This is a genomic window from Synechococcus sp. CBW1004 (assembly GCF_015840715.1).
In the GTDB taxonomy this organism is placed as follows: domain Bacteria; phylum Cyanobacteriota; class Cyanobacteriia; order PCC-6307; family Cyanobiaceae; genus Cyanobium.
Genome location: NZ_CP060397.1, coordinates 1,840,291 through 1,860,174, shown reverse-complemented (window position 1 = coordinate 1,860,174; position 19,884 = coordinate 1,840,291). Strand labels below are relative to the sequence as shown.

Here is a 19,884-nt window from a genome sequence, read left to right as displayed (position 1 = left end):
GCGCTGGCTGGCCCGGCGCCGGCGATGAGGCCCATCGGTTGCAGAAGGCTGGCAGGCGAGCAGGCTCGGTAGGGTTGGCCGATGGATTCGTTTGATGGCGGCCGGCGCCGGGATCCGCGCTCGCCGCTTCCTCCCACCGAACGCCGCTCCATGCGCGATGGGGAACCCCTGGAGCAGCGCCTCGATCGCTGGATGAGCACCGGCCGCCAGCTGGTGGAGGGCGTCTCCGGAAGTCGGCCGGGCGCACGCCAGGGCAACCGCAGATCGGAGGGACGACCGGGAAGCCGCGGCGGCTTCGACGGGCTGGGTCGCTGGGTGGAGAACCGTCTCGACTGGCTGCTGGATGACAGCGACGACTGGCCGGAGCCCTGGCAGGAGAGCGAGCGGCGGCGCAGCGAGCCACCCGCACCCGCCAGAGACGTCCTGCCCCAGGAGCGGGAGCGCACCGGTGGTCGCAGCAGCGGGCGCAGTGATCGCCCCCGCCGCCAGCCGCTGCAGGCGATCTCCAGGCGAGGATCCATGGCGGCCGCCCGGCCTGTGGAGACCGCCACCGAACGGGATGTCGGTGCGGAGCAAGACCGCATCAGGCCAGCGGCTGCAGCAGATCCGGACCGAAGCGACAGCGGCAGTGGCGCAGCCCAGGACTGGCCCGATGACGAGGTGTTCAGTGTGCCCCGCTGGCAGCGCCCGAGCGCGCCACTGCGCCGTCCCGATCCCCTGCAGGAGGAGCTGACGCAGCGCAGCGGCCGGGAGCGGGACGCGGACGGCGAGCCCCCCTCCGGCGCCGCCCGCCCCCTGCCACGCTCAAGCCGCCGACGCTGATGGCCGGGACCGGCCGCAGGGGGCGGGCGGCATCCGATCCGAGCCGCACCCCTAACCTGACCGCATCCATCTGCGGATCACGATGAGCAGCCTTGTGGTGGTGGGCTTCCCCACGGCGGACGAAGCGGAGCAGGTGCGCCGCGACCTGGTGGACATCCAGCGCGAACAGCTGATCTCCCTGGAGGATGCGGTGGTCGTCGAGCGCGACCGCGGCGGCCAGGTGCACCTGCGGCAGGCCCTCAACCTCACCACGGCCGGCGCCCTGGGTGGCGGCTTCTGGGGATCGCTGGTGGGCCTGCTCTTCCTCAACCCGCTGCTGGGTGCGGCGGTGGGTGCCGGGATCGGCGCAGCTTCAGGCTCCCTCTCGGACCTGGGCATCAACGACGGCTTCATGCGCGAGGTGGGCGAGACTCTGCCGGAGGGCACCGCAGCCCTGTTCGTGCTGCTGCGCGACGCGACGCCCGATCGGGTGATCGAACGCCTGCGCTCCCATGCTCCTCACGCGAAGCTGCTGCGCACCAACCTCAGTCACACGGACGAGGAGCGCCTGCGTCAGCTGCTGGAGCAGGCGAGCAAGCAGGCCGAAGCGCTGCGCCTGTCCTGAGACGCCGCACCTGAAAGCTGCAGCCCCGCTGCCGCAGTTCGCGGTTGACGGGGCGCACCAGTTCCTGAGGCATGTCGTCGGCCATCTCCTCCGCGGAGACGCAGATCGAAGGAGACCCCTGCTGCAGAGCGCTGAGCAGATCGGCCCACAGGCCCACCAGGCTGCGCTGCTGCTGCAGTTCCAGGCCCTGGCGCTCCAGGGGAGCGGCACAGCCGACCCGGCTCCACAGGGCCTGGTGGTGGTCACCGGGGTGTGGGCAGAGAGCGATTCCCTCGCCCAGGGCGCGGGCGGTCGGCTCGCCCTCCCGGCTGCGCAGGCCGGCGAGCACGAGGAGCCTGCCGGTCTGGACAGCGGAGATGCCGTAAAGGCGGCCCAGCTCGGTGAGGCTCAGCCAGTCGTTCGCTGGAGCGGGCAACGGGGTGGCGGGCAGGGCCGAGAGGTTACGGGGCGGCGGCGAGGCGGGACGGGGCCGGCGGGTGGGACCTGGAGCCTGAGCCCTGGCTGCTGGACGGGACATGGACCGTGGAGATCTGTGCCCGCATGCTGGCTAGCTCATAGAGCCCGTCAATCCGTCAAGAGCAAACCGCGACACGCTGTTACCGACTTCATGAAATGTCATGACATCGATGTCGGGGGCTCCCGACCGATCGCCGGTCCCAGCCACGTTTCCAGCGCGGGGGAGAACACCTCGCGGATCACGGTCAGCTCCCGCCCATTGCGGAAGAAGCGGTAGTGACGGCTCCAGAAGGGGCCCGGACAGCCGAAGCGCTCCGACAGCCAGGGAGCGCGCACCTGGCCGAGGCCGTCCACCTCGCGGAACAGCTCGGCCCGACCGGTGGTGAGGCTGCGCCAGATGGGCTGGCGACGGTCGCACAGATGGCGCTCAGCCTCCTCGAGGTTCCACCAGCTCTCAGCCCAGCCGAGGCTGAGGTTGCCGCAGTTGAGCCACACCTGACGGCGCAGCAGCGGCGCCTGCAGCTCCCCCACCTCGGCCGGTGCCGGCGGTTCCTCGACGGCACAGCGGTCGGGCCCCATGGCGATCAGCTCCACCTCCACGGGCATGCCGGTGAGCAGCTGCAGGTGACGGGTGGGGCTGCCATCGCCGAGCAGCAGCAGCTTCCAGGCACCGCTGAGCTGCCGGCCGGCGGTGGCGTCCTGCACCTCGGCGAAGGGCGCCTGCCAGAGGGGCCAGGGGGAGGGCAGCAGGGATGCTCCGGCCCCATCTCCCTGCACAGGGGCCGTCGGGACGGCAGGTGGGAGGGGCGTCGGCAAGGAGGCTGTCCTGGTGGGGATCGAGCCTAGGAAGACGGGATCAGAAGCCGTTGCCGCTGGCGATCGAGACCTGGCGCAGTTCACCGTCGCGTTCCAGCAGAGCGGTCTCCCCCTCGGCACTGCGCAGACGCCAGCCCGTGGAGCCGATCAGCTCACCGCTGCCCACGCTCATCGAGCTGCCCCCGACCAGGAAGATGGCGGAGGGTGCACGGCCGGCTCCGGCCACCACACCGACCAGCTGGGGCAGGGGGGCCGCCGGACGCGTCGAAGCCGCCGCCACCCGCGCGGGGGGTGCAGACGTGGCTGCGAGGCTCGGGCTGACGGGCACGGTGAGGACCCGGGGCGGAGTCGGAGCGGGCGAAGGCAGCGAGGAGAGCTGCTCGATCCAGGCTTCCTGCGGGGGAGGCGGCGGCAGGCCCTCGGCGCCGGCGGCGGTCTGGGCGGCGGGCCCCGGCAGGGTCGGAGCGGCCGGCTCCGGACCGGAGACGGGAGGGGGATTGGCAGGCCCCAGATTCCGCAGCCGCTCCAGCAGCAACAGGTTGCGCTCCTGAGCCAGATTCAGCTGCAGGCGATTCCAGAAACGGAAATAGAGCAGCGAACCACCCAGGCTCACCAGGCAGACACCGCAGAGGGCTCCGATCAGCAGGAGCCGCTCATCGGGCCGGCCGGCGACACGGGCTGAGGCGGTGGAGGCGGTGGAACGGGTCGTGGCACGCCGACCGCGGCCGGAGCGCAGAGGATCGCGCTGGCGGGAGGGCAGGCCTGGTGGCGGCGGCGGCGGCGCACTCCGGGGCAACTCTGACCCGGCGGCGGCCTGACCGGCCTGGAAGCCACGCGCTGCCGCCTCATCATCCTGAAGCGAGGTGGGGAGGGTGGTCTCGTCCTGCGGCAGATGCTCGACGGCCAGGTCGATCGGGTCTTCCGGATCGAAGATCCGGTTCATCATCTGCTCGGCCTTCAGCTCCCAGAAGGCACGTGAACGCGGGATGCCGCGCAGGGGACGACCTTCGCCGGAGCGATGCGGGGGGCCGGGGGCGGAGGCACTCACCTGCGGTCCTGAGGGCTCAGGGGATGGCGAACTGTACTGGCAGCAGGCGGTGTTCAGAGCCCGGGGACCGCAGCGGGCACGGCCTCACGACGGCGGCGCAGCTCAAGCCACAGCAGCAGGGCCTGCACGTCGGCGGGGCTGACGCCGGGAATGCGGGACGCCTGCCCGAGTGTGAGCGGCTGGATCGCCGCCAGCTTCTCGCGTGCCTCCGCCGAAAGGGTGGCGATGGCGGCGTAATCCAGGCCGGCGGGAATGGCCAGGCCCTGCTGGCGGCGCACCTGCTCGATCTGCTGCTGCTGGCGGGCCAGGTAGCCGCTGTAGCGGATATCGATCTCAGCGCCTTCACACACATCGGCAGGGAGCGCGGCATCGGCAAGGCCATGGCGCACCAGATCGCCGTGGTGGAAGCCGGGACGGCGCAGCAGGTCCGCCAGCGTGATCGACCCCTTGATGGCGGCGCCCGTTTCGGCCACCACGGCAGGGGCGGCGGCATCGCTCACCTTGAGGCGCACGGTCTCGAGACGGCGTTTCTCCGCCTCGATCCGCTCCTGCTTGTCCTGATAGATCTGCCAGCGGCGCTCGTCGATCAGCCCCAGCTCATGGCCCAGAGGGGTGAGGCGCCGATCGGCGTTATCCCCGCGCAGCACCAGGCGGTATTCGCTGCGGCTGGTGAGCACCCGGTAGGGCTCGCGCAGATCACGGCTGATCAGATCATCGATCAGGGTGCCGATGTAGCTCCCCTCCCGGGGGAAGTGCACCGGCTCCTGCCCCCGCAGCAGGCGGGCGGCGTTGAGGCCGGCCACCAGGCCCTGGGCGGCGGCCTCCTCATAGCCGGTGGTGCCGTTGAGCTGACCGGCGCTGAACAGGCCGGCGACGCGACGCGTCTCGAGCGAAGGACGCAGCTGGGTGGCCGGCAGATAGTCGTAGTCGACCGCATAGGCCGGGCGCAGCATCACGCAGGCCTCCAGGCCCGGCAGCGTACGCAGCAAGGCGAGCTGCAGGTTTTCAGGTAGGCCGGTGGAGAAGCCCTGCACATAGATCTCGGGGGTGTCACGCCCTTCGGGCTCGAGGAAGATCTGGTGCGAGTCCTTATCCGCGAAGCGCACGATCTTGTCCTCGATCGAGGGGCAGTAGCGCGGGCCCTTGCTGTCGAGATGGCCGCCGTAGATCGGCGTGAGATGCAGGTTGTCCCGGATCAGCTGATGGGTGGAGGCGGTGGTGCGGGTGATGTGGCAGCTCATCGGCTCGCCACTTGCCCAGGCGGCCGGATCGAAGGAGAAATAGCGGTGGTGGGCGTCGCTGGGCTGCTCCTCAAGCTGATCGAGCGCGATGCTGCGGCGGTCGACACGGGCGGGGGTGCCGGTCTTGAGGCGATCCAGCCGGAACCCGAGCTGACGCAGGGCCTCGGTGAGGCCTTCGGCGGCCGGTTCACCGGCGCGGCCGGCCGGCAGGGAGCGATCGCCCACCCAGATCCGTCCACCCAGAAAGGTGCCGGTGGTGAGAATCACGGCACGGGCGCCGTAGACACCCCCGAAGTAGGTGCGCACCCCGCAGACTCGCGCGGCAGGGCCGTGGGCGGGCTGCCAGCTGTCACCGCCGCCATCGGCGTCGCCCTCGATCACCAGGCCGGTGACCATCGCCTCGCGCAGGGCCAGGTTGGGGGTGTGCTGCAGCAGCTGCAGCATCTGGCGGGCGTACTGGCGCTTGTCCGTCTGGGCGCGCAGGGCCCACACCGCCGGGCCGCGACTGGCATTGAGGATGCGCTTCTGCAGAGCGGTGGCATCGGCGAGGCGGCCGATCACACCACCGAGGGCGTCCACCTCATGCACCAGCTGGCTCTTGGCCGGACCGCCGACGGCCGGGTTGCAGGGCTGCCAGGCGATGCGGTCGAGGTTGAGAGCGAACAGCGCCGTGCTGAGGCCCAGTCGCGCGGCGGTCAGCGCCGCCTCACAGCCGGCATGGCCGCCGCCGACGACGATCACGTCGAAGGATTCGCTGGGAGGTGCAGTGTCAACCATGGAGTCACGCTAGGAGCCGACCGCCACGCACTCGCCGCCTGCGGAAGTGGGAGCGGGCTTCACGCCGCAAGACAGTTGCTCACGCCGCAAGGCTGTTGGTCAGGCGGCCAGGTTGCGGAAGCGGGTGAACTGGGGCTCGAACAGCAGCTTGCAGGTGCCCACCGGGCCGTTGCGGTGCTTGGTGACGATCACCTCGGTGATGCCGCGATCGGGCGTCTCAGGGTTGTAGTACTCGTCGCGGTAGATCATCAGCACCAGGTCGGCGTCCTGCTCGATCGAGCCGGATTCCCGCAGATCGGAGAGCATCGGCCGCTTGTTGGTGCGCGCCTCGACGCCACGGCTGAGCTGGGAGAGGGCCACCACCGGCACGTTGAGCTCGCGTGCCATCTGCTTGAGGCCGCGGGTGATGCGCGAGAGCTCCTGCACACGGTTGTCGCTGCCGCTGCCCTCCATCAGCTGCAGGTAGTCGATCACCACCAGACCCAGCTCCTTGCCGCTTTCGGCCATCAGGCGGCGGCAGAGCGAGCGCATCTCGAGCACACCGGAGTTGGGCTTGTCGTCGATGAAGATCGGCAGCTGGCCGAGGCTGTTGATGCCCTGCCCCAACAGCGGCCACTCCTCCTGCTGCAGCCTGCCGGTGCGCAGGCGGCCGCTCTCGATGCCCGTCTCCATCGCCAGCAGCCGATAGGTGAGCTGCTCCTTGCTCATCTCCAGTGAGAACAGGCACACCGGCAGCCCGTGCAGCTGGGCGACGTTCTTGGCCAGGTTGAGGGTGATGGCCGTCTTGCCCATGGCCGGGCGGCCGGCGACGATGATCAGATCGCTGCGCTGCAGCCCCTGGGTCATGGCGTCGAGGTCGTAGAAGTTGACCGGGATGCCGGCGACGGCCGTGCCCAGCGAGCGGCTCTCGATCTCCTCGAAGGTGCTGGTGAGGATCTCGGCGGTGGGGGTGAGGCCGGTGGAGGGCTTCTCCTGGCTGATCGCGAAGATCGTCTGCTCGGCCTCATCGAGCACCTGCTCCATCGGCTTGCTCTGATCGAAGCCGAGCCGGATCACCTCGTTGCCGGAACGGATCAGCTGGCGGCGCAGGTACTTGTCCATCACCAGGCGCGCCACCTGGTCGATCGAGGCGGTGGTGAGGGTGCGCTCCACCAGCTCCACCAGCCGCGCCGAGCCGCCCACCTTCTCGAGATGGCCCGTGTCCGCCAGCCAGGCGCACATGGCGGTGAGATCGGTGGGCTTGCCCTGGCTGTGCAGCATCAGGGCGGTGCGATAGATCTCGCGGTGGGCGCCGAGATAGAAGGCCTCGGGCTGGAGCACGTCGGCGACGCGGCCGATGGCCTCGGGATCGAGCAGGATGCCGCCCAGCACCGCCTCCTCGGCCTCCATGTTCTGAGGCGGCACCGCATCGCTGAGCGCCTCGAACTCGGCGGCGTCCTGGGAGCGGCGACCCCGACGCCCTCCCGCCGATGCACTGCCGCCGGCAGGCCCGCCGGGAGCGCCACCCGGTTCCAGCTCGGAGGTGGAGGAGCCGCCGGCCAGGGGGACGCTCACCATGGCAGAACCTCAACGGGGGCAAAGGGACAGGGCTCCACTGTGGCGGCCGTGGCGGGAGGCGGTGGCGCCAGGGGGTGGCCGCGTGCGGGAGGGGAGATCCATCATCGCCGCGGGTGGGGCGGATCGCCAGGGGGAGACCACCACATCTGGTGTGCGGCATTGACACAGGCACCACTGCTGGACCATGCCGCCCGCCTGGCCGCCGCTCGCGCCTCCAGCCCGAAGCCGTGAGCGGGAGGCCCCGGCGGGCCATCACCCCATGGCCGCAGCGCCCGACAGGGGCCTCCGAAACCCCACAAAAAAGGGCTGCCTCCGGAACCCTCCGGCTGCAGCCCCCCAATGCGAACCCCCCGTAGGGGGGGGTCAGTAGCTGACGACTTCGAGGTTGATCTCGGCGGTGACTTCGGGGTGGAGCTTGATCTGCACCTTGTAGGCGCCGGTGCGGTGGATTTCGGGGACGAGGATGTCGCGGCGGTCGACCTCCTTCTTGGTGGCCGCTTCGATCGCCTCGGCGACGTCGCCGTTGGTGACGGTGCCGAAGAGGACGTCATCGCCGCCGGTCTGCTTCTTGACGGTGAAGCGGCCGATGGTGGCCAGAGCCGTGCGGAAGGCTTCGGCTTCGGCCTTGAGGGCGGCCTGACGCTCGGCCTCCTTGGCGCGGCGGTGCTCCACCTGGCGGAGGACCGCCGCAGTGACCGGCACAGCCTTGCCGGTGGGGACGAGGAAGTTGCGGGCGTAGCCGGGGGCGACCTCGACGAGATCGCCGTCCTTGCCGAGGCTCAGCACGTCCTCATTGAGCACCACCTGTACACGCTTGGCCATGACTGTCCGAACCGTTCGCCGGGTATGAAATCCGATCGGCCAACCTACGACATGGGCCGAGCCGCGGCCCGCGGCAGGCGGACCTGGGTGGCGAGGCCGAGGGCGCGCAGCAGACGGATGTGCTGCCAGGTGAGGTCGATCTGACCGGGGCCGAAGCCGTGGCGGGCGGAGTGGGGGTAGGCGTGGTGGTTGTTGTGCCAGCCCTCGCCGAAGGTGAACAGGGCGACCCAGAGGTTGTTGCGCGACTTGTCACCGCTGTCGTGCACGGCTTCACCCCAGCAGTGGGTGGCCGAGTTCACCAGCCAGGTGACGTGATAGACGAGCACCAGACGCAGCGGGATGCCCCAGAGGACGAGGGCCCAGCCGCCGGCGCCGGTGACGGTGCCGATCCAGAACAGCAGGGCGGCGAGGGGCAGCTGCAGCACCAGGAACCACTTGTTCAGCCAGCGGTAGTAGGGATCGGCGGCCAGATCACCGGTGAGACGGGGCACCGAGGCCAGGGCGGGCACCGCCTCGAGCATCCAGCCCATGTGGCTCCACCAGAAGCCCTTGTTGCTGTCGTGGTGATCGGCATCCGTATCGGAGAACTTGTGGTGGTGGCGGTGCAGCCCCACCCAGTCGATCGGACCGTGCTGGCAGCTGAGGGCGCCGCAGGTGGCGAAGAAGCGCTCCAGCCACTGGGGCAGCCGGAAGGCGCGGTGGCTGAGCAGGCGGTGGTAGCCGATGGTGACGCCGAGGCAGGCGGTGACCCAGTAGAGGATCAGCAGGGTGGCGACGGCGGGAAGACTCCAGAACTGCGGCAGCAGGGCCACCACCGCCAGCACGTGAATGGCCGCCATGAAGGCGATGACGCCCCAGTTGCGACCCTTCTGCGGCGCCACGGCCATCTCCCCGTGACGGGGCCGATGCAAGGACTGGGCCCGACGCAGGGAGTCGGCGCCGGTGTTGATGGTGGCGCAGCGACGGGTGTGCTGTGCATGCAGCCCGCCGGGGCGCGCTGGGCGGGAGGAAGGTGTGGCGGCCATGACGGACCGGCTCCGGATCGAACGCTACGATCGTAGCAATACGAATTCTGATCAAGGCAACCCGGTCGCACGGGTTTCGGATCGGATCCCCCTCCGAACGCACCTCCGGTCCGGATCGCGAGCGGGTCGCTCACTGCATCGCTCACAGCGCCATTCACACCGTCCGCGGGAGGGCATGGGTTACCGAAACTCCGTCGAGAGCGGCCGCGTCGCCTTCGCCCATCTGATCCGGGTGTGGCATGCCCGCAATGGCTGGTCGCAGCGGATCCTGCCGGCGCTGGCCGAGGCCCTCGACTGCGGCCGCGTGCACAACTCCCAGCTGTCGATGCTGCGCAACGGCAAGCTCGCCTCGCCCGGACCGGAGGTCTTCCTGGCCCTGGGGAGCATCAACCTGTGGCTGGCCCGGGAGGCCCCGGACGGGCGGCTCAGCCCCGAACGGGCCACCACCCTGCTGGCGGGCCATCCGGAGCTGATCGAGGCGCTGCAGTCCTCCGCCCTGCCGGTGCGCGACGCCGATGACACGGTGCTCGGAAGCGGCGATCTGCTGGAGCTGTTCGTGGGCCTGCGCCCCGCCCCCCCGGCCTTCGACCTGCACATCAGCGAGAGCGAGGCGCCGGCCCTCTCGGCGGCCCTGGCGGCCCTGTTCACCGCCGGACGCCCCTGGCGCCAGTGCCGCGACACGGTGATGGCCGCCTATCCGGTGGCCCGCCGCGCGCGCCGTGAACGGTTCGCGGAGGTGATGGCCGGCCAGCGGGAGTACAGCGCAGGCGAGCTCGACGGCGAACTGCCCGACCTGCGCCGCACCCTCGCCACCCTGGGCGGCCCCGGCACGGCCGAGCTGGCCCCCGATCCGTTCCTGGCCCTGCTGCGGCGGCAGGCCAGCCGCCTGGCCGGCAACGGCGCCGGAGATCTGGCCAGCGCCATCCGCAGCCAGCTCCAGGAGGTGGCGGCCGGCGAGGCCGGCGTGGGGAACGCCCTCCCCTGACCGGAGCCGCCAGTCGGCGGTCGGCAGTCGGCGGGATCAGCAACGGCGTCAGGCACGGATCCCGGGAAGGACGTGGTCGCTGCTCAGCTGTCCGGGATCGGCAGCACCACCCAGACATGGCGGTCGCCACGGCCGCTCGTCTCGCTGCCCATGTAGACCGCCAGCGTGGATGCGAGACCCCGCTTGACCAGGCCCTGGCGGTAGCCGTTGCGGGCGGCCAGGTTGAGCAGGCTGGCCGCGCTGCGGAAGCCCAGGGCACGGGCCGCCGCCGGCGTCGACAGGCGCGGCTGGTCCTCGAGCTCGCCCCAGCGCTGGGGCGGCAGGATCGCGCCGTCCTCCAGATCGGCCCAGGGATCCGGCTCCGCCGTGGACGAGGAGGCAGCCGGCAGGCGGCGCTCGAGCGCCTCAAGTCGCTCGAGGATGCGCGCAAGCAGCTCAGTCGATGGTTGTGGTGGCGCGCTCGGCGGGGGCGCGGGGGCTGCCGCCTCGGGAGAAGCTGGCGCGGTGGCGACTTCGGGAGCCGGCGGCAGGGGAGCACCGTCGCGCCGTTCGGGGGAGGCGCCGACGGAGGTGGCAGTGCCAACGGAGGGGGAGGTGCGCTGCGGCCGACGGAAGATGATCATCGTCAGCTGGCCCACCGGGAAGAAGCCCAGCAGCTGCCAACCCTGCTGGCCCTGATTGTTGAGAAAGGTCCGCAGCTGATTGGCGGGATGATCCTTGGCCTGGGCCGAGCCGCCGCCTGGCTGGGAGCTGTAGAAACCGGGGAATTCCTTCTCGAGATATTCCTTCGAGAACACGGCTTCGGGTCGCTGCTGCGGGGCTGGAGGCCCCTGGCGGGCCGGGCCACCGGCTGGAGGCGTCTGGCCTCCTTCGACGTTGAGGTGGACCACCTGGTATTCCCAGCGTTCCATGGCCGTTGATCACAGAAGAGCTGCCCGCTGAGCGAAGGGGCTGCAGGCGTGGGACAGCTTGCACGATGGCAGGGAGCCCGCACCGCTCACGGCAGCCGCGCCACCCGCAGGCGCCGGGCCAGGCCCAGGGCGCGCAGCAGGCGGATGTGCTGCCAGGTGATGTCGAACTCGTACCAGCGCAGCCCGTGGCGGGCGCTGGCGGGATGGGCGTGGTGGTTGTTGTGCCAGCCCTCGCCGAAGGTGAGCAGCGCCACCCACCAGCAGTTGCGGGAGCGATCGGGGCAGTCGAAGTTGCGGTAGCCGAAGGCGTGGGTGGCCGAATTCACCAGCCAGGTGACGTGGTAGACGAGCACCAGGCGCAGGGGAATGCCCCACAGCACCAGGCCCAGGCCGCCGCCATGCACCCCGGCGGCTTCGCCATAGGCGTAGAGCATCAGCCCCAGGGGGATCTGCAGCAGCAGGAACCAGCGATCCAGCCAGCGATAGAAAGGATCGCGCTCCAGGTCGCCGGTGAAGCGGTGGATCTCGCGCAGGGCCGGGATGTCGTGCAGCATCCACTCGCTGTGGGCCCACCACAGGCCGCGGGCAGCGTCGTGGTGATCGTTGGGCTGATCGGAGAACAGATGGTGATGGCGATGCAGCCCCACCCATTCGATCGGACCGCTCTGGCAGGCCAGGGTGCCCATCAGCACCAGCAGCCGCTCCAGCCAGCGGGGCGCCTCGAAGCCGCGGTGGGCCACCAGCCGATGCAGGCCGAGGGTGACCCCCAGCACCGTCATCCAGTAGAGGACCGCCAGAACAGCCAGGCCCTGCCAGCTGCGGTACATGGGCAGCAGGGCGGCCACGGCGCCGATGTGGATCGCCAGCATGAAGCCCGTGGTGCCGAGCTTGATCTTGCGCTGGCGGGGCGGCAGGGGCTGCCGCGCCACGCTCATTCCCTCACGCAGGGCTCGCTCCCGCCGCACGGACGGGGCGGATTCGAGCGGTTCGCCGGGATGGGGAATCCGGAGGATGTCGCGGGCCGCCGCATCGGGGTCGGCTGGCGGACGAACGGGCAAGGCGTTCAGCGGCGGAAGGCGACGCAGGAATCTAGCGGTGGGACAGCAAGGCCCCCGGGAGGTTCCACGGCCGTCTCAACGTGCTGTCACCGACCTCAGGGCGGCTGAGCGCGCTGCAGCAGGGTGGCCGGATGCGCCTGCGCGCCGGCCCGCAGGCACGGCGGGGGCCCTTGCCGATCAGCGCCGGGGAGTGGAGCGCCGCCGGGCACGATGGCTCCAGCCGGCCTGCCTCTCCTGTCTCTCTCCAGCGCAGATTCCCCCTTCCAACAGACGGCAGGCGTCGCCACCTGCAGCGGGGAGGCCGCCGAGCGGGTGGCCAGGGCGCTGCAGGCGATCGCCCCGCTGGCGGCCGCCCGCACCACGGCCGTGCGCCAGCGTCTGGAGCGGGTGCTGGCGGCCTTCGCCGCCGAGCGGGTGGGGGTGCACCACTTCGCCTCCGTGAGCGGCTACGGCCACGGTGACCTGGGCCGAGAGACCCTCGATCGCGTCTTCGCGCAGGTGCTGGAGGCCGAAGCGGCGGCCGTGCGGCTGCAGTTCGTCAGCGGCACCCACGCCATCGCCGCGGCCCTGTATGGCGTGCTGCGTCCGGGTGATCGCCTGCTGGCGCTGACCGGCCGGCCCTACGACACCCTCGAGGAGGTGATCGGCCTGCGCGGCACAGGGCAGGGCTCCCTGGCCGAGTTCGGCATCACCTACGACGAACTGCGGCTCACGGCGGCGGGCCGGGTGGATCTGGAGCGGATCGACGCAGCGCTGGCGGTGCCGACGCGGATGGTGCTGATCCAGCGCAGCTGCGGCTACAGCTGGCGCCCCTCCCTGTCGGTGGCCGAGATCGGAGCCCTGGTGGAGCGGGTCAAGGCAGTCCGGCCGGAGTGCCTGGTGTTCGTCGACAACTGCTACGGCGAGCTGGTGGAGGAGCAGGAGCCCACGGCGGTGGGCGCCGACCTGATCGCCGGCTCGCTGATCAAGAATCTGGGCGGCACGATCGCCCCCACCGGCGGTTACGTCGCCGGCCGGGCGGAGCTGGTGGAGCAGGCCTGCTGCCGGCTGACGGCGCCGGGCATCGGCAGCGAGGGGGGCACCAGCTTCGATCTGAACCGGCTGCTGTTCCAGGGGCTGTTTCTGGCGCCGCAGATGGTGGCCGAGGCCCTGATCGGCGCCGAGCTGGTGGCGCAGGTGTTCCACGACCTGGGCTATGCGGTGAACCCTCTGCCGGGCGGCCCCCGCAGCGATGTGATCCAGGCGGTGCGCCTGGGCTCGCCGGAGCGGATCAAGACCGTCTGCCGCGCCTTCCAGAGCTGCTCGCCGGTGGGGTCGTACCTCGATCCGGTGCCGGCGCCGATGCCCGGCTACGCCAGCGAACTGGTGATGGCGGGGGGCAGCTTCATCGACGGCAGCACCAGTGAGTTCTCCGCCGACGGGCCGCTGCGCGAGCCCTACGTGCTCTATGTGCAGGGCGGCACCCACCACGCCCACGTCGCCCTGGCCCTGGAGAAGGCCCTGGCGGCGCTGGAGGGTAGCTGAGCAGGCCGGATGACCATCCGTTCAGATCGGCGCTGCGTCTTCCCCGTCACCACCAGGCTCCGGGCCGTCCTGAGCGGCTTCGCCTGGAGAGGCGTGCGTCGCGTAACGCTCGAGGCCATCGGGGGCAAGGTCTTCTCCTTCCGGCCAGCACAAGCCACCGAGCGGATCGATCGCCACCTGGTGGAAATAACGGGAATGACGGAGTCTCCAGTAAGCCTCGCGACGCTCGATCAGATCACCGAGATCGAGCAGCAGCTGAGCGCCAGAAGCGAAACGCACGCGCAGGCGTTTCTCACCCAGAGGCTCGACCTCAACGACCTTCGGCCAGGAAAAATCAGTCGGAGAGTTCATGCCACTTCTCCATCAAGTCATCGCGGTTGGCGAGGATGAACTCGCGAATCTTCTTTTCCTGCTGCGGCGGCATCAATCCGGCCATCCTCTGAGCGTCCTCAATAGAATAAGCGCCTGCGTAGTCTCCATACATTGCATGGCAGTGCGGACAGCCATGATCGTCCAGATACATATAGATAGAGCTTGCTGAATTTCGATTGTGGGCTTTTCCGGCGCGTCAAAGGCGGATCTCTTGGCCCGCACGCCCGAGCAGTGGTGACCGCAGTTTTACTCCTGGAAGCTGACTAAGCAGCCCACAGAAGCGCTGGACGGCACCGGACAGTGCACAAACCAAGCATCAGGATGTACACAGAGACAAAAATAGCGAACAAGAGGCGCAGTAGCCTCATGATCTTCTCGACATTCATGACAAAGAACGCCATCGTGATCACTGTTCTTGATGTTTCAACCAACTTGGTTAGGATTCGATCCAGTCCGTATTTCCGCTTGCCCGTCCCGATTCTTCCCTCGATCACGGAACGCTTTCTCATGTCTGATTTGAACAGCTCTTGCTGCTCTGCTGTCTGCACCTCGGCTTCGACCTGCTTCTTGCGTGGGCGGCCGCTGAGTCTGATTTTATTAGCCTCACAGAACTTCTTGCTTCCAGATGTCATATAGATTGAATCGGCACAGATCCGGGCCGGGTAGTATCCTCGCTCTTCCTTGTATTGCTCGGCACGTGTGATCAGATCGTTGGCTTCATTGTAGTTGTCCCAGCTGATCCGATCCACATCGACAAAGCCATTGTCATCAGAAATTGAAATCTTGGCCCCGAACTCGGTTTTCTTGCCCGCCTTGCCTCGCACGATCGGTCTTACATGTGGCTTCATCAGATTCACGATCCTGTCATCGATGCGCCGGCTGTCAGCGTTATACATCTCCTGTTGCTGCCGGGCGACTTCACTGGCGATCAGCAGCTTGCGGTACAGCTGTGAACCAAGCCCCGAAAGCTCTGCACCGCAATAGATCATGCCGTCAATTGCTCTGAGATTACGGCTGATCTCGTTGAGCTGGAAGCGTTTCGCCTCCCGGATCTCCTCACGGCTTGGCTTTTTCTTTTTGATGATAACCAGGAATAGGTTATGAGCTTTTACGCTATTGCAGCGCGGCTTGCGGGGAATCTTGCCCTGTAACTGCTTGAACAACTCGTCAATGACCTTCTCCGTTGTGTCCCGGGACTCAGCAAGCAGCCTCAAGTCCACTGGGTAGGGGATGTCATCAGGCACGCAGGTTGCATCAAGGATCAGAGTTCCCCAGTTGCTGCCAGGATCGAGCGATGCTGGCTTCACCCCCAGCTCTTCCTCAATGGCCGCAAGCTGCTTGTGATCCTCTGCAGTCATGCCGTCTTCCTGCTCGCAAGTAGCGAGCATCTCCTGAATCATTGCGATCCCGTTGGCCTTGGTCATAGCATTGCAGACCTTGATCAGCTCAGGGCCAATTCGCTTGCGAAAGTGCACCATCATGGAGGCGTCAAACGGCGGCAGGGGCTGGTAACCGCTCAAGCCAATGAAAAATTGCAGATAGGGTGATTCCGTGATCAGCTCCACCGTCTCTCGATCCGTCACTCCCAATCGTCGTTGGATGTAGAGCGCACCGAACGCCATCTGGAAGGGCTTGGCTGGGGCTCCTGTCTTGGCGCTGAACTGGGGCGCGTAGTGGCTTTCCAGTTGAATCCACGGAATCAACTTGTGGAGCAGAACCCAGCGGTTGTTGGGATCGAGCTTCCCGCCAAAGGGCGAGTGAAACTCCTCAATCGACAGCTGACCGGTGTGCTGAAAAACGTACATTTGCGTGTCAGCAGGTTCTTCTAGGCCAGGAATGGCTGATTACAGGCCATCCTATCATGAGATTCCTGTTGGAATCAACTGCGGGGCAGTGGGTCTGGGATTCTCAGCACGCCCTAGATAGAGATGCCAAAGAAATAGGCGATTCTGGGCATGCACCCCCGTACCGTGAAAACTCCATTCTGACCGGGACTGACGATTCCACCAAGACCGGACCTCGGCTCAATGCTGTCGGTCCCGACCGGACCCGATAGGCTGCCGCCGCTGCCGGTCTGGCCATGGCCCTCTCCTTCCCCGACGACTGCCGCTACGCCGACAGTCATGAATACGTGCGCACTCAGGGCGAGACCCTGCGCATCGGCATCAGCGCCTTCGCGGTCGACCAGCTCGGGGACATCGTGTTCGTGGAGCTGCCGGAGGTGGGCGCCACGATCACGGCCGGCCAGAGCTTCGGCAGCGTCGAATCGGTGAAGGCGGTCGAGGATCTGATGGCGCCGGTGAGCGGCGTGGTGGAGGCCCGCAACGAGGGGGTGCTCAGCGACCCCGAGACCCTGCAGAACGACCCCTACGGCGAGGGCTGGCTGCTGCTGGTGCGTCCCGGCGAGGCGAACGCCGCCGAAGCTCTGATGGACGCCGACACCTACCGCACCAAGGTGGAAGGAACCTGAGGTCTCCCTGCGGCGGCCGGCAGCGGGCAGTCCGCGGCTCCGCGTACAACAGGCCCTCCGGTGACAGCGGTGCACCACGCCTTCATGGTCGCGGCCCGAACGGCGTGGCCCCCGTTCCTTCAGGCCGCGATTCCTTCAGGCCGAGAGGTGAAGGGGAGCACCTTCCAGGACGCCACCCGCGGCCGTCGACCGCCGCAACGTCCTTAGGATCCCGCGACCCCTTGCCCGGTCCCGCGTGAGCGCCCTGTTCCCGATCCGCCATCTCGGACCGGATCAGGCCGACCGCGAACAGATGCTGGCGGAACTGGGGCTCGAGAGCCTCGAGGCGCTGAGCGCGGCCGTGGTGCCCGCCGACATCCTGCTGCCGGCGGAGCAGGCGGTCAGCGGCCTGCCGCAGAGCTGCAGCGAAGACGACGCCCTCGAGGAGCTGGCGAGCATCGCCGCCGCCAACCGCCCCGGCCGCGCCCTGATCGGCCTGGGTTACCACGACACCGTCACGCCGGCTCTGATCCAGCGCCACGTGCTCGAGAACCCCTGCTGGTACACCGCCTACACCCCCTACCAGGCCGAGATCGCCCAGGGACGGCTGGAGGCCCTGCTCAATTTCCAGACCCTGATCAGCGAGCTCACCGGCCTGCCGATCGCCAACGCCTCGCTGCTCGATGAGGGCACCGCCGCCGCCGAGGCGATGGCCCTGGCGCGGGCGGTCTGCCGGCGAGGGGCAACGCGCACGTTCCTGGTGGATCGGGAGGTGCTGCCCCAGACCCTGGCTGTGCTCCAAACCCGGGCCGAGCCGCTGGGACTGATGCTCAGTCCGATCGATGCCGAGGCCCTGGCCGCTGCCCTGGCGGCAGGGGCCAGCCCTGAGGACGTTCTGCCCGCGGACGCCTTCGGCCTGCTGCTGCAGCTGCCCGGCACCGCCGGGCGCCTCTGGGATCCGGCGCCCCTGCTGGCCGCCTGCCAGGCCACCGGCGTGATCAGCACCGCCGCGATCGATCCCCTGGCCCAGGTGCTGCTGGCCCCCGTCGGCCATCTGGGCGTGGACATCGCCGTCGGCAGCCTGCAGCGCTACGGCGTGCCCCTGGGTTTCGGCGGCCCCCACGCCGCCTTCTTCGCCACCCGCGAGGACTACCGCCGCCAGATCCCCGGCCGTCTGGTGGGTGTCTCCCGCGACGCCGAGGGCAACGAGGCCCTGCGGCTGGCGCTGCAGACCCGCGAACAGCACATCCGCCGCGACAAGGCCACCAGCAACATCTGCACCGCCCAGGTGCTGCTCGCGGTGATGGCCGGCTTCTACGCCGTGCACCACGGCCCCGAGGGGCTGGAGGCGATCGCCGGGCGAATCCTGCAGCTGCGCCAGGCCCTGGCGGCGGCCCTGGCGGCCGGCGGCCTGGCGGTGGATCCCGGCCCCGGTTTCGACACCGTGGTGGTGCGCTCGGCGCGGGCGCGGGAACTGGTGGCACGGGCCGATGCCGCCGACCTGCTGCTGCGCCATGGCGTACGCGGCGAGGGGGCGTCGGAGGCTCTGGCGATCAGCCTCGATGAGCGCAGCGGGCCGGCCGAACTGGAGACCCTGGTGCGGCTGCTGCTCGCCGACACGGCTCCGGCAGGCCTCGACGCCGCCATCGCGGTGCTGCGCGACGCGCTCAAAAACAGTGCCGCCCAGCCCCGCACCCTGGCGGCCCAGGCCTGGGGTGCCCTGCCACAGCGCCGCGAGCCCTGGCTGCGTCAGGAGGTGTTCCACCGCCACCGCAGCGAAACCGAGCTGCTGCGCTACATCCAGCGCCTGGCCAGCAAGGACCTGTCCCTGGTGCACGGGATGATCCCGCTCGGCAGCTGCACGATGAAGCTCAACGCCGCCTGCGAGCTGGCGCCGGTGAGCTGGCCGGCGTTCAGCCGCCTGCATCCGTTCGCCCCGGCGGAGCGCTGCAGCGGCTACGGGCGGCTGGCGGCCGATCTGGAGGCCTGGCTGGCGGCCCTCACCGGCTTCACCGGCGTGTCCCTGCAGCCCAATGCGGGCTCCCAGGGGGAATACGCCGGCCTGCTCGCGATCCGGGCGTGGCATCGCAGCCGCGGCGAGGGGCACCGCACGGTCTGCCTGATCCCCACCAGCGCCCACGGCACCAATCCCGCCAGCGCCGTGATGGCCGGCCTGCAGGTGGTGCCGGTGGCCTGCGACGACCAGGGCAACATCGACCTGAGTGATCTCGAAGCCCGTGCCCGCGAGCACGCCGGGCGGCTGGCGGCGCTGATGGTCACCTATCCCTCCACCCACGGCGTGTTCGAACCGCAGATCCGCCGCATCTGCGACCTGGTACACGCCCAGGGGGGCCAGGTGTACCTCGACGGGGCCAACCTCAACGCCCAGGTGGGCCTGTGCAAGCCGGGCCTGTATGGGGCCGACGTCTGCCATCTGAACCTGCACAAGACCTTCTGCATCCCCCACGGCGGCGGCGGACCGGGCGTGGGGCCGATCGCGGTGGCGGAGCATCTGGTGCCCTTCCTGCCGGGGCATCCCCTGGCCTCGGCTGCAGCCGATGGCGACCCACCCGTCGGGCCGGTGTCGGCCGCGCCGCTGGGGAGCGCCGGCATCCTGCCGATCAGCTGGATGTACATCCGCCTGATGGGTGGCCCCGGGCTGCGGCTGGCCAGCCAGACGGCGCTGCTGGCGGCCAACGTGATCGCCCGGCGGCTGGAGCCCCACTACCCGGTGCTCTATCGCGGTGCCGGTGGCTGGGTGGCCCACGAATGCATCCTCGATCTGCGGCCGCTCAAGCGCAGCTGCGGCCTGGAGGTGGACGACCTGGCCAAGAGGCTGATGGACTACGGCTTCCATGCCCCCACCGTGAGCTGGCCGGTGGCGGGCACGGTGATGGTGGAGCCCACCGAGAGCGAGAGCCTGGCCGAGATCGATCGGTTCTGCGCCGCCATGGAGGGCATCCGATCGGAGGCGCGGGCGATCGAGGAGGGCCGCTGCGACGCGCTCGACAATCCGCTCAAGCGGGCGCCGCACACGCTGGCGGCCGTCACCGCCGATGCATGGGAGCGGCCCTACAGCCGCAGCGAGGCCGCCTATCCGGCGGGCGAATCGCAGCGATCCGACAAGTTCTGGCCGGCGGTGGCGCGCATCGACAACGCCTATGGCGATCGCCATCTGGTGTGCACCTGCCCGTCGGTGGAGGAGCTGGCCACCGCCATGCCGGTTGCGGAAGTGGCCGCCTGAGGCTCACGCCATTACCATTTACGCCACGCATGGCGCATCATTGCGGTGCCTGCTGCACACGAGCCGCTCGGCTCAAGGGCTTCAGACATCCGCCATCGGCGCCAATCGAAGCGGCGGAACACATCAGCGAAGCGCGCTTCTCTGGCCGTTCCCACAGCAATCGGTTGACCTGA

General features: G+C 69.1%; 18 protein-coding genes. 6 read left to right on the top strand and 12 right to left on the bottom strand.

The genetic code is table 11. The features are described 5' to 3' along the window. Positions 1–81 precede the first annotated feature (81 nt). Positions 82–822, top strand: coding sequence for a hypothetical protein (locus tag H8F25_RS08975; protein ID WP_231596717.1), 741 nt, complete (start codon positions 82–84; stop codon positions 820–822). A gap of 82 nt (positions 823–904) precedes the next feature. Continuing rightward, positions 905–1,426 (top strand): DUF1269 domain-containing protein, encoded by a 522-nt coding sequence (locus tag H8F25_RS08970; protein ID WP_197210116.1) that lies wholly within the window; start codon positions 905–907, stop codon positions 1,424–1,426. On the opposite strand, the gene H8F25_RS08965 is transcribed toward H8F25_RS08970, so the two are convergent. From H8F25_RS08965 to H8F25_RS08935, 7 genes are all read right to left on the bottom strand, one after another. Continuing rightward, a complete protein-coding gene (locus H8F25_RS08965; protein ID WP_197210115.1) occupies positions 1,347–1,943 on the bottom strand; it encodes a hypothetical protein in 597 nt (198 codons plus the stop codon). The two genes, H8F25_RS08970 and H8F25_RS08965, sit on opposite strands and share 80 nt — an antisense overlap. Positions 1,944–2,041: 98 nt before the next feature. Next, on the bottom strand, positions 2,042–2,587 hold the full coding sequence (locus H8F25_RS08960) for a chorismate lyase (protein ID WP_231597345.1): 546 nt from the start codon (positions 2,585–2,587) through the stop codon (positions 2,042–2,044). Between the two features lie 151 nt (positions 2,588–2,738). Further along, entirely contained in the window at positions 2,739–3,746 is a 1,008-nt protein-coding gene (locus H8F25_RS08955) for a hypothetical protein (protein WP_197210114.1), read from the bottom strand. A 53-nt stretch (positions 3,747–3,799) separates the two neighbouring features. Beyond that, positions 3,800–5,764 (bottom strand): tRNA uridine-5-carboxymethylaminomethyl(34) synthesis enzyme MnmG, encoded by a 1,965-nt coding sequence (mnmG, locus tag H8F25_RS08950; protein ID WP_197210113.1) that lies wholly within the window; start codon positions 5,762–5,764, stop codon positions 3,800–3,802. Between the two features lie 99 nt (positions 5,765–5,863). Further along, positions 5,864–7,321 carry a replicative DNA helicase gene (dnaB, locus tag H8F25_RS08945; protein WP_197210112.1) on the bottom strand — a complete coding sequence of 486 codons (1,458 nt, stop codon included), beginning with the start codon at positions 7,319–7,321 and terminating at the stop codon, positions 5,864–5,866. A gap of 363 nt (positions 7,322–7,684) precedes the next feature. Beyond that, positions 7,685–8,143 (bottom strand): 50S ribosomal protein L9, encoded by a 459-nt coding sequence (rplI, locus tag H8F25_RS08940; protein WP_197210111.1) that lies wholly within the window; start codon positions 8,141–8,143, stop codon positions 7,685–7,687. Between the two features lie 44 nt (positions 8,144–8,187). Beyond that, on the bottom strand, positions 8,188–9,168 hold the full coding sequence (locus H8F25_RS08935; protein ID WP_197210110.1) for a fatty acid desaturase: 981 nt from the start codon (positions 9,166–9,168) through the stop codon (positions 8,188–8,190). 175 nt (positions 9,169–9,343) lie between these two features. Between H8F25_RS08935 and H8F25_RS08930 the strand changes: the two genes are divergently transcribed. Beyond that, complete coding sequence (locus H8F25_RS08930; protein ID WP_197210109.1) at positions 9,344–10,153, top strand: hypothetical protein; 810 nt, start codon at positions 9,344–9,346, stop codon at positions 10,151–10,153. 83 nt (positions 10,154–10,236) lie between these two features. Here H8F25_RS08930 and H8F25_RS08925 read toward each other — a convergent pair whose 3' ends face one another. Together H8F25_RS08925 and H8F25_RS08920 are read right to left on the bottom strand one after the other, a co-directional pair. Then, entirely contained in the window at positions 10,237–11,064 is an 828-nt protein-coding gene (locus tag H8F25_RS08925) for a hypothetical protein (protein WP_197210108.1), read from the bottom strand. A gap of 86 nt (positions 11,065–11,150) precedes the next feature. Next, on the bottom strand, positions 11,151–11,999 hold the full coding sequence (locus H8F25_RS08920; RefSeq protein WP_197213660.1) for a fatty acid desaturase: 849 nt from the start codon (positions 11,997–11,999) through the stop codon (positions 11,151–11,153). A gap of 333 nt (positions 12,000–12,332) precedes the next feature. On the opposite strand from H8F25_RS08920, the gene H8F25_RS08915 reads away from it, so the two are divergent. Then, positions 12,333–13,646: a methionine gamma-lyase family protein gene (locus H8F25_RS08915; protein WP_197210107.1), complete on the top strand. Its 1,314-nt coding sequence runs from the start codon at positions 12,333–12,335 to the stop codon at positions 13,644–13,646. A 21-nt stretch (positions 13,647–13,667) separates the two neighbouring features. Here H8F25_RS08915 and H8F25_RS08910 read toward each other — a convergent pair whose 3' ends face one another. From H8F25_RS08910 to H8F25_RS08900, 3 genes are all read right to left on the bottom strand, one after another. Beyond that, positions 13,668–13,997, bottom strand: coding sequence for a DUF2442 domain-containing protein (locus tag H8F25_RS08910; RefSeq protein WP_197210106.1), 330 nt, complete (start codon positions 13,995–13,997; stop codon positions 13,668–13,670). Beyond that, the gene (locus H8F25_RS08905; protein ID WP_197210105.1) at positions 13,981–14,169 is read right to left on the bottom strand and encodes a DUF4160 domain-containing protein; all 189 of its coding nucleotides are present in this window, start codon (positions 14,167–14,169) and stop codon (positions 13,981–13,983) included. The genes H8F25_RS08910 and H8F25_RS08905 overlap by 17 nt, the downstream gene beginning before the upstream one ends. Positions 14,170–14,281: 112 nt before the next feature. Continuing rightward, on the bottom strand, positions 14,282–15,823 hold the full coding sequence (locus H8F25_RS08900) for an IS5 family transposase (RefSeq protein WP_197210104.1): 1,542 nt from the start codon (positions 15,821–15,823) through the stop codon (positions 14,282–14,284). A 275-nt stretch (positions 15,824–16,098) separates the two neighbouring features. On the opposite strand from H8F25_RS08900, the gene gcvH reads away from it, so the two are divergent. After that, on the top strand, positions 16,099–16,488 hold the full coding sequence (gene gcvH, locus H8F25_RS08895) for a glycine cleavage system protein GcvH (protein WP_197210103.1): 390 nt from the start codon (positions 16,099–16,101) through the stop codon (positions 16,486–16,488). A gap of 292 nt (positions 16,489–16,780) precedes the next feature. Then, on the top strand, positions 16,781–19,711 hold the full coding sequence (gene gcvP / locus H8F25_RS08890) for an aminomethyl-transferring glycine dehydrogenase (RefSeq protein WP_231597343.1): 2,931 nt from the start codon (positions 16,781–16,783) through the stop codon (positions 19,709–19,711). Positions 19,712–19,884 lie beyond the last annotated feature (173 nt).

Coding starts and splice junctions, on each gene's coding strand:
- gcvH (WP_197210103.1), top strand. CDS start 16,099: ATGGCCCTCTCCTTCCCCGACGACTGCCGCTACGCCGACAGTCATGAA.
- H8F25_RS08905 (WP_197210105.1), bottom strand. CDS start 14,169: ATGTATCTGGACGATCATGGCTGTCCGCACTGCCATGCAATGTATGGA.
- H8F25_RS08965 (WP_197210115.1), bottom strand. CDS start 1,943: ATGTCCCGTCCAGCAGCCAGGGCTCAGGCTCCAGGTCCCACCCGCCGG.
- H8F25_RS08925 (WP_197210108.1), bottom strand. CDS start 11,064: ATGGAACGCTGGGAATACCAGGTGGTCCACCTCAACGTCGAAGGAGGC.
- dnaB (WP_197210112.1), bottom strand. CDS start 7,321: ATGGTGAGCGTCCCCCTGGCCGGCGGCTCCTCCACCTCCGAGCTGGAA.
- H8F25_RS08970 (WP_197210116.1), top strand. CDS start 905: ATGAGCAGCCTTGTGGTGGTGGGCTTCCCCACGGCGGACGAAGCGGAG.
- H8F25_RS08935 (WP_197210110.1), bottom strand. CDS start 9,168: ATGGCCGCCACACCTTCCTCCCGCCCAGCGCGCCCCGGCGGGCTGCAT.
- mnmG (WP_197210113.1), bottom strand. CDS start 5,764: ATGGTTGACACTGCACCTCCCAGCGAATCCTTCGACGTGATCGTCGTC.
- H8F25_RS08930 (WP_197210109.1), top strand. CDS start 9,344: ATGGGTTACCGAAACTCCGTCGAGAGCGGCCGCGTCGCCTTCGCCCAT.
- H8F25_RS08910 (WP_197210106.1), bottom strand. CDS start 13,997: ATGAACTCTCCGACTGATTTTTCCTGGCCGAAGGTCGTTGAGGTCGAG.
- rplI (WP_197210111.1), bottom strand. CDS start 8,143: ATGGCCAAGCGTGTACAGGTGGTGCTCAATGAGGACGTGCTGAGCCTC.
- H8F25_RS08975 (WP_231596717.1), top strand. CDS start 82: ATGGATTCGTTTGATGGCGGCCGGCGCCGGGATCCGCGCTCGCCGCTT.
- H8F25_RS08920 (WP_197213660.1), bottom strand. CDS start 11,999: ATGAGCGTGGCGCGGCAGCCCCTGCCGCCCCGCCAGCGCAAGATCAAG.
- H8F25_RS08915 (WP_197210107.1), top strand. CDS start 12,333: ATGGCTCCAGCCGGCCTGCCTCTCCTGTCTCTCTCCAGCGCAGATTCC.
- gcvP (WP_231597343.1), top strand. CDS start 16,781: ATGCTGGCGGAACTGGGGCTCGAGAGCCTCGAGGCGCTGAGCGCGGCC.
- H8F25_RS08900 (WP_197210104.1), bottom strand. CDS start 15,823: ATGTACGTTTTTCAGCACACCGGTCAGCTGTCGATTGAGGAGTTTCAC.